Raw genomic sequence first — 15,638 nt, forward strand, 5'->3', positions numbered from 1 at the left:
AGGCAGGGACGATGACGGTGATCGAGCGGACCGAGGGGCCGGTGCGGGTCATCGGCATCGACCGACCGGATCGGCGAAACGCGGTCGATCGGCCCACGGCCGACGCGCTGGCCGATGCCTTCCGTCGGTTCGATGCCGACGAGTCGGTCGCCGTCGCGGTCCTCCACGGTGCGGGCGGGACATTCTGCGCCGGAGCCGATCTCAAGGCGATCGCCGAGGGTGACCCCAATCGGGTCGACCCCGAGGGTGACGGTCCGATGGGTCCGTCACGGATGGAGCTGACCAAGCCGGTGATCGCCGCGATCTCCGGGTACGCGGTGGCGGGTGGACTCGAACTCGCGTTGTGGGCGGACCTGCGGGTCGTCGACGACGACGCGGTCCTCGGGGTGTTCTGTCGCCGCTGGGGCGTACCGCTGATCGACGGCGGCACGGTCCGGTTGCCCCGGTTGATCGGCGAGAGTCGTGCAATGGACCTCGTGCTCACCGGTCGCGCGGTGGCCGCTGACGAGGCACTGGCGATCGGGCTAGCGAACAGGGTCGTGCCGTCGGGTACCGCGCTCGCGGCCGCGATTGCACTGGCCACCGAGATCGCGGCCTTCCCGCAGACGTGCATGCGGCAGGATCGCATGTCCGTGCGTGAGCAACACGGGCTGGACACCGCGGCGGCCATCGCCAATGAACTGCGTCACGGGATGGTCTCCCTGACCGCCGACACCGTGGCCGGGGCAACGCGATTCGCCGGCGGCGCGGGCCGGCACGGCACGGGGACGTCGCCGGGCTAGCCGTCGAGGACCTCGGTCAGTTGCGGCACGATCTGCTTCTTGCGCGACACCACGCCCTTGCCGAACGCATGACCGCCGGTGACGGTGACGCCCAGCGCCTGCTCGACAGCCGCAATGGGCTCGCCCACCACGAGAAGGTCGGAGTCGCATGCGATCACGTCGGTGATCAACAGCAGGTAGAGGTCGTAACCCGCGGCGTCCTTCTCGGCGGTCATCGCGGCGAAGAACTCGTCACGTCGGTCGAGGACCTCGGCGGAGTCGACCGTGGTGAGCTGCGAGACCCGGACCGTCTTCGGGCCCATCGCGAAACTCTTGGAATCCCGGCCGATGATCGTCGACGCCAGTTCGTCACCCAGGGCGGTACCCGCCCGGAGCAGGGCGTCGCCGTAGTCGTCGACATCGACGCCGGCGATCGCCGCGAGTTCCGCGGCGGCGGCGCGATCGGCATCGGTGCAGGTCGGCGAGTGGAGCAGCAGGGTGTCGGAGATGATCGCCGACAGCATGATCCCGGCCTGGGGCCGCGGGATCTCGACTCCGTTCTCGGCGTACATCCGGGTGAGGATCGTGCACGTGCACCCGACCGGCTCGACGCGAACGTACAGCGGCGCCGCCGTCTCGAAGTTGGCGATCCGATGGTGGTCGATGACCTTGAGGATCGTGACGTCGGTGATGTCGGCGACACTCTGCTGCCGCTCGTTGTGGTCGACGATCATCACGTCGTGCCCGGCGGCGGTCTCGATGACCCGAGGCGCATCCAGTCCGAAATGATCGAGCGCGAAGGCGGTTTCGAGGCTCGGCTGACCGAGTGCCACGGCCTCGACATCGCTGCCCAGCGCCGACTCGAGGTGAGCGAGACCGATGGCCGCTCCGATGGCGTCGGTGTCGGGGTTGCGGTGTCCGAACACCAGGATCTTCGACATTGCGTCCTCGGCTTCCGGGTCGGCGGTGATGAGGTGCACCCAGACTACGACGATGACGTCAGGCCGCGACCGGATCGCGCCGAGGCGGCGCCGGGGTCGCGCACCGGACACGGCCGGGGTTTCGGGGGGCTCCGGAATGGATATGTTGTCCGATGGTCATCGGCCGGTCTCGGCCGGTCCGCCGGAGCAACGCGAAGGAGCACCAATGTCGGATGTGAGTGATTTCTCGGAGACCTGCGCACGTGTGGCGGATGCCGCGATGGAGGCAGGTGTGCGCATCGCGGTCGCGGAATCACTGACCGGCGGGAACCTCGCGACCGAACTGAGCAAGGCCCCGAATGCGGGTACCTGGTTCCGGGGTGGTGTCGTGGCCTACCACAAGGACGTCAAGTACAGCCTGCTCGACGTTCCTGAGGGGCCGGTGGTCAGCGAGACGGCCGCACGGGCGATGGTGGCATCCACCGCACGCCTCTTCGACGCAGATCTCGTCGTCGCCGTGACGGGCGAGGCGGGGCCCGAACCCGACGAAGCCGCACCCGGCACCGTGTGGTTCGGACTCGACCACCGTGGACGCGTGAGCGCCTCCCGCGAGGTGTTCGACGGCGAGCCCGAGGAGGTCCTCGCGAAGACGATCGGTCACGCGCTGGAGCTGATCGAGTCCTGCCTGGCGTCCTGACGGCGGTGGCGGACTCCGAGGCGCCCTCCATCGTGCGGTTGGGGATGATGGACGGGTGACCGACACCGCCCAGCACATCCACTCCGACTCCGGCTCGCCCACATCGGGTTGTTCGCTGCCCGCCGCCGTCCTCTGGGACATGGACGGCACCCTGCTCGATTCCGAACCCATCTGGGACGTCGCGATGGCCGAGCTGGCTGCGCGTCACGGTGTCGTCATGACGCCGGAACTGCGGGAGTCCACTCTGGGGAACTCGCTTCCCGATGCGCTGGCGAAGGTCCACGACGCCGCCGGCGTCCCACCGCACGAGCGCGATCCAGACGCCGACGGCCGGTGGACGCTGGACCGGGTGACCGAGTTGTTCGCCGAGGATCTGCCCTGGCGTCCCGGTGCGCGCGACGCGCTCGACCTGGTGGCCTCGGCCGGGATTCCGATGGCGCTGGTGACCAACACGGTCCGCGAGCTCACCGAGGTGGCCCTGACGACGATCGGCCGAGAGCGATTCGCCGTGACCGTCTGCGGGGACGAGGTCGCCACGGGAAAGCCCGCCCCCGACCCGTACGTGCGGGCCGCCGAACTGCTCTCCGTCCCGACCGCACACTGTCTCGCGGTCGAGGACTCGCCGACCGGTGCTGCGGCTGCCTCCGCCGCGGGATGTCCGACGCTCGTCGTCGAATCCGCGGCACCGGTCGCCCCCGGTCGCCTGCGGGTCTTCCGCGACTCTCTCGCAGGCCTGCGTCTCGGCGATGTCGCCGACGCGTGGACCGGCGGTCTGTCGCGTATCGCGACATGCCAAAATGAGGAATCGTGAAGACATTCGAGGAGCTGTTCGCCGAACTCAGCGAGAAGGCGCAGAACCGACCCGAGGGTTCGGGCACTGTCGCCGCCCTCGACTCGGGTGTGCACACCCTGGGCAAGAAGATCATCGAAGAGGCGGGCGAGGTGTGGCTCGCCGCCGAGCACGAGTCGGACGACTCACTCGGCGAGGAGATCTCGCAACTCGTCTACTGGTTGCAGGTGATGATGATCAAGCGGGGCCTGTCGCTGGAGGACGTGTACCGACATCTGTGACCGGTCGACCCGGTCCAGACGTTTTCCCATGACTTCCAGCGCCCCGGCGCACCCCCACGAAAAGGACATCGAAATGCTGCGAGTGGCCGTACCCAACAAGGGTGCGCTCTCCGAATCCGCGTCGGCCATCCTCTCCGAGGCCGGCTACCGCAGACGAACCGACTCCAAGGACCTCACGGTTCTCGACAACGGCAACGACGTCGAGTTCTTCTTCCTGCGTCCCAAGGACATCGCGATCTACGTCGCGTCCGGGCGGCTCGACCTGGGCATCACCGGCCGGGACCTGGCGCGGGATTCCGGCGCCGAGGTCGCCGAACAACTCGCGATGGGCTTCGGGTCGTCGAGCTTCCGTTATGCCGCGCCCGCCGATCAACAGTGGACCGTCGCCGACCTCGCGGACAAGCGTGTGGCGACCTCGTACCCGAATCTCGTGCGCGCCGACCTCGCCGCGCACGGCATCACCGCCGACATCATCCGCCTCGACGGCGCGGTCGAGATCTCGATCCAGCTCGGTGTCGCCGATGCGATCGCCGACGTCGTCGGTTCCGGTCGGACCCTGCGGCAGCACGGCCTCGTCGCGTTCGGCGAGTCACTGTGCGACTCCGAGGCGGTCCTGATCTCTCGCCGCGACGCCGACCTCACCAAGGCCGAACGGCAGTTCGTGGCCCGTGTGCAGGGCGTCGTGTTCGGTCAGCAGTATGTCATGATCGACTACGACTGCCCGCGTTCGCTTCTGGAGAAGGCGTCCGCCCTGACGCCGGGTCTCGAGTCGCCGACCGTGGCGCCGATGGCCGACCCCGACTGGGTCGCGGTCCGGGCGATGGTCCCGCGCAAGGACCACCAGAATCTGATGGACGAACTGTCCGAGCTGGGTGCCAAGGCCATCCTGGCCACCGACATCCGGTCCTGCCGGTTCTAGCCGTTCGCAGACCCACCAGTTTTCGACAAACCCACCGCTCGCGAGGCGGTGGGTTTGTCGATTGCGGGTGGGTTTGTGGCTAGTTCACCGCGCTGAGCATCACCGTCTGAGCCGACCGGCCGATGTGGCCCGAGGCGTCGTAGAGATCGGCGAACGTGGCTCCGAACCCGTCGGGCCCGGCGAGCATGTGCGCGTCGATGCCCAGCCATGGTCCGCTCGGCACGCGGGTCAAGTGGACCGTGGTGTCGGTGTTCATCCAGGTCCAGCTACTCGGGCTCAGACGCGTACCGAGGCCGTTGGCGACGTCGATCACGGTGAACATCGACTCCAGATCCTCGGTCTTCTCGCCGGCGACGAGCGGGATGGCCGGTCTGAGCCAGACCGCCGGCGTCGATCCGTTGCGGCCCTCGATCCGGATCGACTCGATGGTGCCGATGAAGCCGAGCGTGCCCCAGGCGACCGCCTCGCCGCTGTCGTCGGGAAAGCCGATCACCGATCGCGACTCGTCGGGCGGGCTCAGTGGTTCGGGTTCGTTCGCGATCTCGGAGGTGTCCGCGCCGCGCAGACGCCACCCCACCGATCGCGCCGCGGCGCGGAACGACCCGTCGGGCTGCTGCACCTCCAGTTCGGTCTCGACCAGACTGATCTGCCGCCCCGGGCGAACCACACGGGCATGAATCCGGTTGGTACCCAACCCGACCGGGCCCAGGATCTCGGTGGTCACGCGGGTGAAGTGCTGCGCGGGATCGGGTGCGCACCGGAGCAGCGACCGCATCATGAGGGCCGAGGGCGGCCCGCCGTGTTGCATCGTCGGCGACCAGACACTGAGCGTCGCCTCGGTCGGACGGAAGTACTCGTAATCGAGGTCCGATCCCGAAGGGGCGTCGATGGGTTCGTAGTACCAGCTCTCCACGGGGACAACTCTATGTCTCCCGGCATAGCGAGTGGGAACGGGGCCCGAGGCGAGCGGTCAGGCGGTGAACCCAGGGGGTGGTCCGGGATAAGGCGGGACCTCGCCGCCGAACTCGGGACACCGCGCACGGTGCTCGCAGAACTTGCAGAGCCACGAACGCTTCGGGCGGAAGTCGCCCGAGACGACAGCGGCCCTGATCGCCTGCCAGATGGCCCGCAGGGTGCGCTCGAAGCGGATCAGCTCGTCGTGATCGGGGCGGTAGACGAGTTGCTGGCCGTCGGAGAGGTACATCAGCTGCAACCGAGCGGGAACGACGCCGCGCGTGCGCAGGATCGCGAGCGCGTAGAACTTCATCTGGAACAGTGCCTTCGCCTCGTAGGCCTCGCCCGGCGACCGTCCGGTCTTGTAGTCGACGACGCGGATCTCGCCGGTGGGTGCGACGTCGATGCGGTCGATGAATCCGCGCATCAGCATGTCGTCGGCGTCGATCTCGACGTGCTCCTCGACGGCGTCGGCGTCGAAGGCCGTCGGGTTCTCCATCGTGTAGTAGGTGGCGATCAGCTTCTGGGCACCGGCGAGGAACGCTTCGTGACTGCCCTCGCCGATCACGTCGGCGAGAGCCGGATCGCTCTCGCACAGCGCCGCCCACGCACCCTCGACCAGCAGTTCGGCCGAGTCCTGCGTCCGGAGCTCGGCAGGCATGTCGAACAGGTGCTCCAACGCTGCGTGCACGACCGTGCCCCGGGTCTGCGCGGCTGTCGGGGTCTCGGGGAACCGGTCGATCGCGCGGTAGCGGTAGAGCAGCGGGCACTGTTTGAAGTCGGCGGCTCGCGACGGGGACAGCGCGAGCGGCCGGCCGACGATCCCACGCGCTCCGTCGCCGGGGGAGTCCTGACGCTGCGGGTTCCCGGCGTCGGTGGGGGTGTCGTCGGTCCCGCAGGTGTCCTCGGTGCCGATCATGGTGCTCACTCCTCGCAGGGTAGGCCTCGCCCCCGACAGCCCGCCGTTCCGACACTCGCCGGGGGCGCAGGCACCGTCGGGTAACGTCCACACGGCCCACGAACCGCCCGCGCCGCAGCGCCGGGCACGTTCGGATCGTTCACGAGAGGAAGCCCCTGTGCCCACCACCGGACCGTTCGTCGTCGGCGACCGGGTTCAGCTGACCGATGCGAAGGGGCGCAAGTTCACCGTTGTGCTGGAAGAGGGCAAGCACTTCCACACCCATCGTGGCGCGATCGCGCACGACGACCTGATCGGTGCCCCCGAGGGGAGCATCGTCTCGGCCATCAGCGGCACCCAGTACCTGGCGCTGCGTCCCCTGCTCGTCGACTATGTGCTGTCGATGCCGCGCGGCGCCCAGGTCATCTACCCCAAGGACGCCGCGCAGATCGTCCTCGAGGGCGACATCTTCCCGGGTGCACGGGTCCTCGAGGCCGGCGCCGGATCGGGCGCGCTGACGTGCTCGCTGCTGCGCGCGGTCGGCGGCGAGGGCCAGGTGGTGTCCTACGAGGTCCGCGATGATCACGCCGAACACGCGATCCGCAACGTGGAGACCTTCTTCGGGGGCCGGCCCGACAACTGGCATCTGACCGTCGACGACCTGGCCAACGTCGATCAGGACGAGCAGTTCGACCGGGTCATCCTGGACATGCTCGCACCGTGGGAGCTCCTCGACGTCGTCCGCGCCGTGTTGAAACCAGGTGGGGTCTTGACCGTCTACGTGGCCACGGTCACCCAGCTCTCGCGCGTGATGGAGCGGCTGCGGGAGCAGGAATGCTGGACCGAACCGCGTGCCTGGGAGACGCTTCTGCGCGAGTGGAGCGCAGTGGGCCTCGCGGTGCGTCCGGAACACAAAATGCAAGGCCACACGGCTTTTCTCATCACCGCCCGTCGCCTGGCCGACGGCACCACGACGCTGCGACCGCAGCGCCGCCCGAGCAAGGGCTGATGCGGGCCGCGGCGAGCGGCGAAACATCGCGAATACGTTGCGAAGACGCACATTTAACACACCGTCAACACCGCGGATCGCGGGGTGGACGGCGATTCCGCGTCGCTGCCGGTAGCGTAGGGATACGGCGCGAGCATTCCGATCGAGGGATCGGGTGATTGCCGGCGAGAGGAGTCAGCAATGACCGAATCTGACCGCCACGATGCCACGGGGGACCGAGGGGTCCCCGAGAGCGTCAGTGCATCCGACGAGGGCTTCACCCCTGCCTACACACCGCCTCTGCCACGCAGCGGCCCGAGCGCTTCCGCGCGCGGTGCAGCCGGCCGGGCGGGTGACGCCAGGGATCTGCAGGAGCGGGTCGACAGTCTCACCACGCGCAACGCGAAGTTGCTCGACACGCTCAAAGAAGCCCGGCAGCAACTCGTCGCCCTGCGCGAGGAGGTCGACCGGCTCGGACAGCCGCCCAGCGGGTACGGCGTGCTCCTCGACGTCCACCCCGACGGCACGGTCGATGTCTTCACCTCCGGTCGCAAGATGCGGCTCACGTGTTCGCCGAACATCGACACCGAGTCGCTGACCAAGGGGCAGACCCTGCGCCTCAACGAGGCGCTGACCATCGTCGAGGCTTGCGAATTCGACACGGTGGGCGAGATCAGCACACTGCGCGAGATCCTGGGTGACGGCAAGCGTGCCCTGGTCGTCGGTCACGCCGACGAAGAGCGGGTGGTGTGGCTGGCCGAACCGCTGCTCGGCGATGTCGACGGCGAGGACGGGCTCCGGCGGAAGCTGCGCCCGGGCGACTCCCTGCTCATCGACACCAAGGCCGGGTTCGCCTTCGAACGGGTTCCCAAGGCCGAGGTCGAGGATCTCGTCCTCGAAGAGGTCCCGGATGTGGGATACGAGGACATCGGCGGCCTCGGCCGCCAGATCGAGCAGATCCGCGACGCCGTGGAACTGCCGTTCCTGCACAAGGACTTGTTCCGCGACTACCAGCTGCGCCCGCCGAAGGGCGTGTTGCTCTACGGTCCTCCCGGATGCGGTAAGACGCTCATCGCCAAGGCCGTCGCCAACTCCCTCGCGAAGAAGATCGCGCAGGCACGGGGCGACGACGCCAAGGAGGCGAAGTCGTACTTCCTCAACATCAAGGGACCCGAGCTGCTGAACAAGTTCGTCGGTGAGACCGAACGTCACATCCGGCTGATCTTCCAGCGCGCACGCGAGAAGGCCTCGGAGGGTACGCCCGTCATCGTCTTCTTCGACGAGATGGACTCGATCTTCCGCACGCGCGGCTCGGGTGTCTCCTCCGACGTCGAGACGACCGTCGTGCCTCAGCTGCTCAGCGAGATCGACGGCGTGGAGGGGCTCGAGAACGTCATCGTGATCGGTGCCTCGAACCGCGAGGACATGATCGACCCGGCCATCCTGCGTCCCGGCCGGCTCGACGTGAAGATCAAGATCGAGCGTCCCGATGCCGAGTCGGCGATCGACATCTTCTCGAAGTACCTCACCGAGGCGCTGCCCATCCACGCCGACGACATCGGCGAGTTCGGCGGTGATCGCACGGCGTGTGTCAACGCGATGATCGAGAAGGTCGTCGAGCGGATGTACGCCGAGAGCGAGGACAACCGGTTCCTCGAGGTCACCTACGCCAACGGCGACAAAGAGATCATGTACTTCAAGGACTTCAACTCGGGCGCGATGATCCAGAACGTCGTCGACCGCGCGAAGAAGTACGCGATCAAGTCTCAGCTCGACACGGGCACGCCGGGTCTGCGGGTGCAGCACCTCTTCGATTCGATCCTCGACGAGTTCGCGGAGAACGAGGACCTGCCCAACACAACGAACCCGGACGACTGGGCCCGGATCTCGGGCAAGAAGGGCGAGCGGATCGTGTACATCCGCACGCTGGTCACAGGCAAGAGTTCCGGCGCCAGCCGGGCCATCGACACCGAGACCAACACGGGTCAGTACCTGTAACGATCCGCGTGTCATTCGGACAGACGGCCGACTCCTCAGGAGTCGGCCGTCTGCTCGACAGAACCGCCTGCGTGGTGTGCTCACGCACTAGAGTTGTCGTCGATGAACAGCACACCGATGGCGCGGGGACGGGTGATCGTCGATGGTGGGGCGCCGCATCCACTGGGCGACTCCCCGCGCATCACCATGGGCCGGGAGTCCGACAACGACATCGTCATCAATCACCCGATGGTGTCGCGTCGCCATCTAGCGGTCGAGTGGCGGGGCACGGCGTGGTACCTGGTCGACATCGGGAGCACCAACGGCTTCTTCGCGCACGGACAACGCGTGGCCGAGATGATGGTCACCGGCCCCATCCAGGTCCGTCTCGGTGATGTGAGCACCGGACCGGTCGTCGACCTCGTGGTCGACGCGGGGGCGCCGACCGCTCGACCCCCCGGCAGTCCGGGCCGCGGCATCCCGGTCCGGCCGGTACCGCCGGTCTCGCGCCCCATGTATTCGGGTCACCCGCAGTCAGGTCCTCGCGCAGGCGGCATGCCGGCCTCCGGTCAGATGCCGGCGCGGGCGCCCGGCGGTTACGCGCGTCCGGGTGGCGGCATGGACCCGATGCCGCGCGAACTCCTCAACGCACCGCATCTGCAGGCACTGCAGCAGAACGTGTCCGCGGTCTACCGGTTGCCGGGCGCGCCGACCCCGCCGGAGCGGGAGTCGATCTCGCTTCGCGGTGTGCAGCGCATCGGTCGCACCCCCGACAACGACATCGTCGTCAGCGACGTGCTCGCCTCGCGACATCACGCGCAGGTGTCCAACCGCGGCGGTGCCCTCGTCGTCGAGGATCTGGGCAGCGTGAACGGGACCTTCGTCAACGGCCGGCGGGTGTCGAGCGCGCCGCTCACCGACGGTGACGTCGTCACGATCGGCAACAGCGACTTCGTGGTGTCCGGCGGAACCCTCATGCGCGGGCAGGAGAGCGCGGCCGTCGCCGACGGATTGCATGTCCACGGGGTGAGTCTCGTGGTCGACGGTGGCAAGCGTCTGCTCGCCGACGTCGACTTCAGTGCGAGTCCCGGAACTCTGACCGCGGTCATCGGGCCGTCGGGTGCGGGGAAGTCGACGGTCTCCAAGATCGCGGCGGGATTGAACTCTCCGACAACCGGTCTCGTCACGTTCGAGAGCCGCAACGTCCATGCCGAATACGACGCCTTGCGCACCCGGATCGGGATGGTCCCGCAGAAGGACGTCCTGCACCACAAGCTCACCCTCCGTCAGGCGTTGCGCTACGCCGCGGAGCTGCGCCTGCCGCCCGACCTCTCCACGGCCGACCGCGATCGCGTCATCGACGGCGTGCTCAGCGAACTGCAGTTGACCGAACACGTCGACACGCGCGTGGAGAAGCTCTCCGGCGGGCAGCAGAAGCGCGCTTCCGTGGCGATGGAGTTGTTGACCGGCCCGTCGTTGCTCATCCTCGACGAACCGACATCCGGACTCGACCCGGCTCTCGACCGACAGGTGATGGCGACCCTGCGCCGGCTCGCCGATGCGGGGCGCGTGGTCCTCGTGGTGACCCACTCGCTGACCTATCTGTCGATGTGCGATCAGGTGTTGCTGCTCGCGCCGGGCGGCAAGACGTCGTTCTGCGGCGCGCCCGCCCAGGTCGAGGGGGAGATGGGCACCTCTGACTGGGCCGAGATCTTCGCCTACGTCGCCGACCAGCCCGATGCCGCGCACATGCGCTACCTCGAACGTCACCGTCGCGCGCCCAACCCGCCGCCACCGCAACGCCCGCCCGGCCCGCCGATACCGGTGCCGCACACCAGTTTCACCCGGCAGTCGTCGACGATCGCACGACGCCAGGTCCGATTGATCTTCGCCGACATCGGATATCTGGTGTTTCTCGTGCTGCTACCGGTGGTGCTCGGTCTGCTCACCCTGGTCATCCCCGGGTCCAGCGGGTTCGCTCGACTGGAGGTGATCCCCAACGCGCCACCGCCCAAGGACGGGGCCGAGGCGATCCAGATCCTCGTCGTCCTCGTCGTCGGAGCGGCGTTCATGGGTGCCGCGCTCACGGTCCGCGACCTGGTCGGCGAACGCGACATCTTCGAGCGAGAACGCGCGGTCGGATTGAGGCCGGGGGCATACCTGTTCGCGAAGATCGTGGTGTTCTTCCTCGCCGCGATCCTGCAGACCATCATCATGGTCGGCATCACCTTCGCCGGGCGCGGACTACCGGACTTCGGTGGTCCGATCCTGCCGCCGCCGCTGGCGCTGCTGGTCGCCGTGGCCGTCCTCGCCTGCGTCAGCACGCTTGTCGGTCTGGCCATCTCGTCGGCGGTGAAATCCAATGAACAGGTCATGCCGCCGCTGGTCATCGTCGTGATGGTGCAGCTGGTGTTCTGTGGCGGTCTGTTCAAGCTCGACGGCATCGGACTCGAACAGCTGTCGTGGATCTTCCCCTCGTTCTGGGGATACGTGGCCGCAGCAGGCAGCGTCGATCTCGCCTCGATCAATGTTGCGGCACCGCAGCGCATCTCGCTCTGGGAGACGTCGGTCGCGCACAGCGCGCTCGCCTACGGGGTGCTCGTGGTCATCAGCCTGCTGTTGCTCGCGTTCACCTATTCGAGGTTGCGCCTCAAGAAGCGCTGACGACGCCGGTCCCGTCACCTGGTGGGGCACGGTTCGAGCGTCCCGCGGAGGACGAACCGGTTGTCGTCGGAGCGTACGGAGAGCGGCACGCCGCTCGCGGCGATCGGCTGGACCCGGGGCCGGATCAGGCGATATCGGCGCCCACGATGCCGGACACCGGCTCCCTGGGCCGCCAGCACGTTTCTCACCCAGTCGGACCGGGCACCGTAGTTGAGCACGACGCGCAGTGTCGTGCCGGACACGAACACCATGACCGGTGTCCGGTAACGCCGACCACTGCGGCGCCCCACGTGTTCGACGACCGCCATGTGGGATGACCGTCCCGCCCAGCCGGCCACGATCGGATTGGTGACGCGCTTGTTCACCCGTGCGATGGCGCGCATCCGACCTGCCCCCAGGACGGACGCGAGCCCCGACATGACCGACCACCTTACGGGCGCTCTCCAACTCCATATGAAACATACTACCGCACAACAGAATTAAAACCCATTGCCACACAACCAATTTCCCTACGGGAATCTACGCCTGAGGCGACCGATACTCGCACATGCAACCAAAAAGGCCGGCCTCCGGGCCGTGTGGCGCAATTGTGGCCCGACATTCAGGTGACAGAAGGCGAGGGTTGAGAACCGGGGCGGCTCGGTATGCTCGCCGTTGGGTTGTAGTAGGCCTGTTCCCCACCCCCGCCCAACTTTTTGGAAGGTGTGATGATCGGCAAGCACGTGAACCGTTCGGACCTGATCTACCACTACACGACACCCGCCGGCCTCACCGGAATCCTGGGACACGAGCAGAGACCATCTGCCCAGCTATGGGCGACTTCAGCCATCTTCCTCAACGACGCCCAGGAACTAGTCTTCGGGGCGCAAGAAGCCGCCGCAGCGATCGCCACAGAACTCGAGACCATCCCACCCGACAGTGACCCCGGGTGGATACGCTCCGCGCTCACCGGCCAGAAATACACCCTCAGCACCTACTCCACCGAGGCCGGAACGCTACCCCAGTTGCTGCGCGCCTCGCCCTACGTGGCCTGCTTCTCAACTGAGGGCGACGACCTCGCCCAATGGCGCGGCTACGGCGCCGGCGGCGCCGGCTACTCAATCGGTTTCCGGCGCGATGTCCTCGCACAGCACGTCGCCACAGAACGCCTCACCTCAACTGACCAGGAACTCATCGGCACGCAACTCGCTCCTGTCCTCTACGGCGACGACGCTCGGCAACACCTCACTGTCGCCACCCAGCGCTTGGTCAGAAGGCTGCGCGATCGCGCTCCCGCCGGTGACTCAGGTGTTCACGACCACTTCCGGTTCCTCGACACATATGCCCCTGAACTGCCCCGCTGCAAACATGCCGCATTCAGCGGCGAACGTGAGTGGCGCATCATCGCCGGTCACGGTCGCGACGAACAATTTCGCGGCACTCACCTCGGCCCCACCCCGTACATCACCCTCGAGCTTCCCCTCGAAGCCGTCGCCACCATCACCATCGGCCCTGGACCCAACAAGACCATCCGCGCCGCTGCCGCCGCATACCTCGCCGATCGCGTCATCCACACCAACCGCCACGAAGAGATCGAGATCGCGCACTCAGTCGCGCCGTTCCGTCCCGCCCCCTCCTAAGGCGCAAGTGACCGACAACCACCACGCTCGCGTTCTCGGTGCCGCTTTCTCAGATGGCTCTCGCTGATCGCCTCTACTCTGACCGATACCGACCATCACCACGACCTAGCCGCGGCGCGACCACAACCCACGAAGGACGCTATGACACTCGAGGAAATGCGCAACCTCATCACCGACTCCACAGCCGGCGATTGGCACCGCATTACCAAGATCGGCCCCACCTACCGCGACCGATTCGGATCATGGAGCAGCCCCGCCGACAACACTTCGGGCCTCGAGCACGACACCCACCCCGACGTTGCCGTGTACCGCCCCGACATCGACTTGACCATCGCCTACGGCATGGCCGAGAACCAACACGATCGCAACGAACTCACTTTCGGGTGGACGAGCGCATTCCCAGATTCAAAGATCCATCAGATCAACCTCGTCGACTTCTTCTGGCGCGGTTCGCTCGTCGACCGACTCAACTACGTCCACGTCGACGGGGCCCGCGGAATCCTGCCCCTCGGCAGCGGACACCAGGGACTAGAGATCACCCGATACGAGTTGACCGTCGCGCGGCTGCTCAGCGACATCGCCGATCACCGAGAGTTCGACCGGTACTACTCCCGAGTGCCGTTCGAGATCCAGGACTGAACCCGTGACACTCAACCTCGTTGAGCTACGCCGAGGACCGGCCAACCGGAACATCTGGTTGCCTCCCTTCGACTTCCAAACTCCCTACGAGAACGACCGATGGTGGGATGAGCCCCGCTATCTTGACGACGACCCTTGGTTCGTACAAGTACTCGAGGACGCTGCCGAAGTTGCTCGCGTGGAATTCGACGACCCCGGTGACATCAACCCCCAGTACGAGAACGTGCCACCACTCGGACCCGAGCGTTTAGAGATCCAGTTCTTCGAAGTAGCCACGCCCGCCCGCCACCGCGGTATCGGGACCCGAGTGGTGCAGGCGCTACATGAGCTGCACAATGATCGACGGTTGTTCGCATACTCCGAAGAGGCACACGGATTTTGGGCATCGCTCGGCTGGGACCGGTTTGGTCACCCTGAAGGCGACAGGTACCACCGACCGCTATTCATCCAGCCGCCAACTACCTAGCGACCCCGCCATCCCCATACTCGACTTATGTCAACTCCCCCTGATCGTCGTCGCTCTCGCCGGGATGCCATCACGGCCGCGGGTGAAGCCCTCCTCGTGGAGGACGACGACGGCACAGAGACACCGGTCACCGCCCTCACTGTGGAGCGATGGTCAGCCGACCTACGGGCTAGCAGCACTTTCGTGTGCGCGGGATGCAAAGTCCGCGTCCGCCCGTGGAACATCCACTCCACCCACCGCACGCCGACATTCACGGCCTCACCTGATCCCCATACCCCGGATTGCCGCCGCGGCGCAGACACGCACAACGACGATGGGTCCGCGCGCGACGCGCGATCTGAGGTCCTGGGCCGCGACGTGGCAGTCCCCATATCCCTGGTCATACCTGGAGACTCCGTTCGCGCCGGCTCCACCGACGACACGAACCTAGACCAGCCAGCGCCCAGCACGCGGTCACGAACCCGCGCAGGATCAACCCCGCGGACGCTCGCCCCGGGCGGGCGAAGCAATCACGCACGCGCCCTCGGACGCGTCGTCGATGCGTGGATACACATGGCCGACCGAGAAACACGGCGCCGGCACCCACTCAAGCTGCCCGACGTTGACACCGACAACTACGCCTACGCCTTCAAACGACTCGACGCCTGGAACGGGCCCATCGCCCCATCGCCACCACGGGTCTTCTACGCCCAGCTCCGCTTCGCCGCGGCCCCAATCGAAAACGGCAACCTGCTCACCGTCACCCTGCAACCCACCCAACCCATCCACCAACTCAAGACCGCACCCCGTCTAGCCCACCTGATCATCGACCGAACCAACTGGTCACGGGGACGCCAAGCCGCCCTGCGCCGAGAACTTCACTGGGCCTACCCCGCCGGCCGCCAACTATGGACAGAACGCAGACACGGAGTCACCGTCTTCTTCCTCGGCCACCAAAATGACAGCGACACATCCCAATACACCACAACCGACCAGCGCCTGATCTACATGACCGACGACACGATCACCTACTGACACTTCCGCGCGGTGAAGCCGAACCTCTCCACCATTCGACCACCTAGAACT

At 66.9% G+C, this 15,638-nt stretch carries 16 protein-coding genes; 12 read left to right on the plus strand and 4 right to left on the minus strand.

Translation table 11 applies throughout. The features are described 5' to 3' along the window. The first annotated feature begins 11 nt into the window (after positions 1-11). Complete coding sequence (locus ACSUZC_RS11640; RefSeq protein ID WP_439032914.1) at positions 12-782, plus strand: crotonase/enoyl-CoA hydratase family protein; 771 nt, start codon at positions 12-14, stop codon at positions 780-782. On the opposite strand, the gene ACSUZC_RS11645 is transcribed toward ACSUZC_RS11640, so the two are convergent. After that, on the minus strand, positions 779-1,702 hold the full coding sequence (locus ACSUZC_RS11645; protein ID WP_439033097.1) for a manganese-dependent inorganic pyrophosphatase: 924 nt from the start codon (positions 1,700-1,702) through the stop codon (positions 779-781). The two genes, ACSUZC_RS11640 and ACSUZC_RS11645, sit on opposite strands and share 4 nt — an antisense overlap. A gap of 205 nt (positions 1,703-1,907) precedes the next feature. Between ACSUZC_RS11645 and ACSUZC_RS11650 the strand changes: the two genes are divergently transcribed. The 4 genes from ACSUZC_RS11650 (at position 1,908) to hisG (ending at position 4,368) form a co-directional block, all read left to right on the plus strand. Then, positions 1,908-2,378 carry a CinA family protein gene (locus ACSUZC_RS11650; protein WP_439032915.1) on the plus strand — a complete coding sequence of 157 codons (471 nt, stop codon included), beginning with the start codon at positions 1,908-1,910 and terminating at the stop codon, positions 2,376-2,378. A 115-nt stretch (positions 2,379-2,493) separates the two neighbouring features. Continuing rightward, positions 2,494-3,189 (plus strand): HAD family hydrolase, encoded by a 696-nt coding sequence (locus ACSUZC_RS11655; RefSeq protein WP_439033098.1) that lies wholly within the window; start codon positions 2,494-2,496, stop codon positions 3,187-3,189. After that, complete coding sequence (locus tag ACSUZC_RS11660) at positions 3,186-3,449, plus strand: phosphoribosyl-ATP diphosphatase (RefSeq protein ID WP_439032916.1); 264 nt, start codon at positions 3,186-3,188, stop codon at positions 3,447-3,449. Before ACSUZC_RS11655 ends, ACSUZC_RS11660 begins: the two co-directional genes overlap by 4 nt. A gap of 73 nt (positions 3,450-3,522) precedes the next feature. Next, positions 3,523-4,368: an ATP phosphoribosyltransferase gene (gene hisG, locus ACSUZC_RS11665; RefSeq protein WP_439032917.1), complete on the plus strand. Its 846-nt coding sequence runs from the start codon at positions 3,523-3,525 to the stop codon at positions 4,366-4,368. A 79-nt stretch (positions 4,369-4,447) separates the two neighbouring features. Here hisG and ACSUZC_RS11670 read toward each other — a convergent pair whose 3' ends face one another. Together ACSUZC_RS11670 and ACSUZC_RS11675 are read right to left on the minus strand one after the other, a co-directional pair. Next, positions 4,448-5,281, minus strand: a complete 834-nt coding sequence (locus tag ACSUZC_RS11670) for a thioesterase family protein (protein ID WP_439032918.1) — start codon at positions 5,279-5,281, stop codon at positions 4,448-4,450. Between the two features lie 57 nt (positions 5,282-5,338). Then, complete coding sequence (locus ACSUZC_RS11675) at positions 5,339-6,241, minus strand: RecB family exonuclease (RefSeq protein WP_439033099.1); 903 nt, start codon at positions 6,239-6,241, stop codon at positions 5,339-5,341. A gap of 157 nt (positions 6,242-6,398) precedes the next feature. Here ACSUZC_RS11675 and ACSUZC_RS11680 point away from each other — a divergent pair, with 157 nt between their 5' ends. The 3 genes from ACSUZC_RS11680 to ACSUZC_RS11690 all read left to right on the plus strand — a co-directional run bounded on the left by ACSUZC_RS11680 (position 6,399) and on the right by ACSUZC_RS11690 (position 11,849). Beyond that, entirely contained in the window at positions 6,399-7,229 is an 831-nt protein-coding gene (locus ACSUZC_RS11680; protein ID WP_439032919.1) for a tRNA (adenine-N1)-methyltransferase, read from the plus strand. A 180-nt stretch (positions 7,230-7,409) separates the two neighbouring features. Continuing rightward, entirely contained in the window at positions 7,410-9,206 is a 1,797-nt protein-coding gene (gene arc / locus ACSUZC_RS11685) for a proteasome ATPase (RefSeq protein WP_439032920.1), read from the plus strand. A gap of 117 nt (positions 9,207-9,323) precedes the next feature. Beyond that, entirely contained in the window at positions 9,324-11,849 is a 2,526-nt protein-coding gene (locus ACSUZC_RS11690; protein ID WP_439033100.1) for an FHA domain-containing protein, read from the plus strand. 14 nt (positions 11,850-11,863) lie between these two features. Here the strand turns inward: ACSUZC_RS11690 and ACSUZC_RS11695 are convergent, their stop codons facing one another. After that, entirely contained in the window at positions 11,864-12,268 is a 405-nt protein-coding gene (locus ACSUZC_RS11695) for a nitroreductase family deazaflavin-dependent oxidoreductase (protein ID WP_439032921.1), read from the minus strand. A 288-nt stretch (positions 12,269-12,556) separates the two neighbouring features. On the opposite strand from ACSUZC_RS11695, the gene ACSUZC_RS11700 reads away from it, so the two are divergent. From ACSUZC_RS11700 to ACSUZC_RS11715, 4 genes are all read left to right on the plus strand, one after another. After that, complete coding sequence (locus ACSUZC_RS11700; RefSeq protein WP_439032922.1) at positions 12,557-13,468, plus strand: DUF2971 domain-containing protein; 912 nt, start codon at positions 12,557-12,559, stop codon at positions 13,466-13,468. A 141-nt stretch (positions 13,469-13,609) separates the two neighbouring features. Further along, positions 13,610-14,107 carry a hypothetical protein gene (locus ACSUZC_RS11705; protein WP_439032923.1) on the plus strand — a complete coding sequence of 166 codons (498 nt, stop codon included), beginning with the start codon at positions 13,610-13,612 and terminating at the stop codon, positions 14,105-14,107. 4 nt (positions 14,108-14,111) lie between these two features. Continuing rightward, positions 14,112-14,573: a GNAT family N-acetyltransferase gene (locus ACSUZC_RS11710; RefSeq protein ID WP_439032924.1), complete on the plus strand. Its 462-nt coding sequence runs from the start codon at positions 14,112-14,114 to the stop codon at positions 14,571-14,573. 552 nt (positions 14,574-15,125) lie between these two features. Beyond that, positions 15,126-15,587, plus strand: coding sequence for a hypothetical protein (locus ACSUZC_RS11715; RefSeq protein WP_439032925.1), 462 nt, complete (start codon positions 15,126-15,128; stop codon positions 15,585-15,587). Positions 15,588-15,638 lie beyond the last annotated feature (51 nt).

The sequence above is a fragment of the Gordonia terrae genome (genome assembly GCF_051789125.1).
Classification (GTDB): Bacteria; Actinomycetota; Actinomycetes; order Mycobacteriales; family Mycobacteriaceae; genus Gordonia; species Gordonia terrae_A.

Bases quoted from the DNA above. Each gene is read 5' to 3' on its own strand.
- ACSUZC_RS11675 (WP_439033099.1), bottom strand. From the start codon at position 6,241: ATGATCGGCACCGAGGACACCTGCGGGACCGACGACACCCCCACCGAC.
- ACSUZC_RS11715 (WP_439032925.1), top strand. From the start codon at position 15,126: ATGGCCGACCGAGAAACACGGCGCCGGCACCCACTCAAGCTGCCCGAC.
- ACSUZC_RS11705 (WP_439032923.1), top strand. From the start codon at position 13,610: ATGACACTCGAGGAAATGCGCAACCTCATCACCGACTCCACAGCCGGC.
- ACSUZC_RS11700 (WP_439032922.1), top strand. From the start codon at position 12,557: ATGATCGGCAAGCACGTGAACCGTTCGGACCTGATCTACCACTACACG.
- hisG (WP_439032917.1), top strand. From the start codon at position 3,523: ATGCTGCGAGTGGCCGTACCCAACAAGGGTGCGCTCTCCGAATCCGCG.
- ACSUZC_RS11695 (WP_439032921.1), bottom strand. From the start codon at position 12,268: ATGTCGGGGCTCGCGTCCGTCCTGGGGGCAGGTCGGATGCGCGCCATC.
- ACSUZC_RS11645 (WP_439033097.1), bottom strand. From the start codon at position 1,702: ATGTCGAAGATCCTGGTGTTCGGACACCGCAACCCCGACACCGACGCC.
- ACSUZC_RS11690 (WP_439033100.1), top strand. From the start codon at position 9,324: ATGGCGCGGGGACGGGTGATCGTCGATGGTGGGGCGCCGCATCCACTG.
- ACSUZC_RS11640 (WP_439032914.1), top strand. From the start codon at position 12: ATGACGGTGATCGAGCGGACCGAGGGGCCGGTGCGGGTCATCGGCATC.
- arc (WP_439032920.1), top strand. From the start codon at position 7,410: ATGACCGAATCTGACCGCCACGATGCCACGGGGGACCGAGGGGTCCCC.
- ACSUZC_RS11650 (WP_439032915.1), top strand. From the start codon at position 1,908: ATGTCGGATGTGAGTGATTTCTCGGAGACCTGCGCACGTGTGGCGGAT.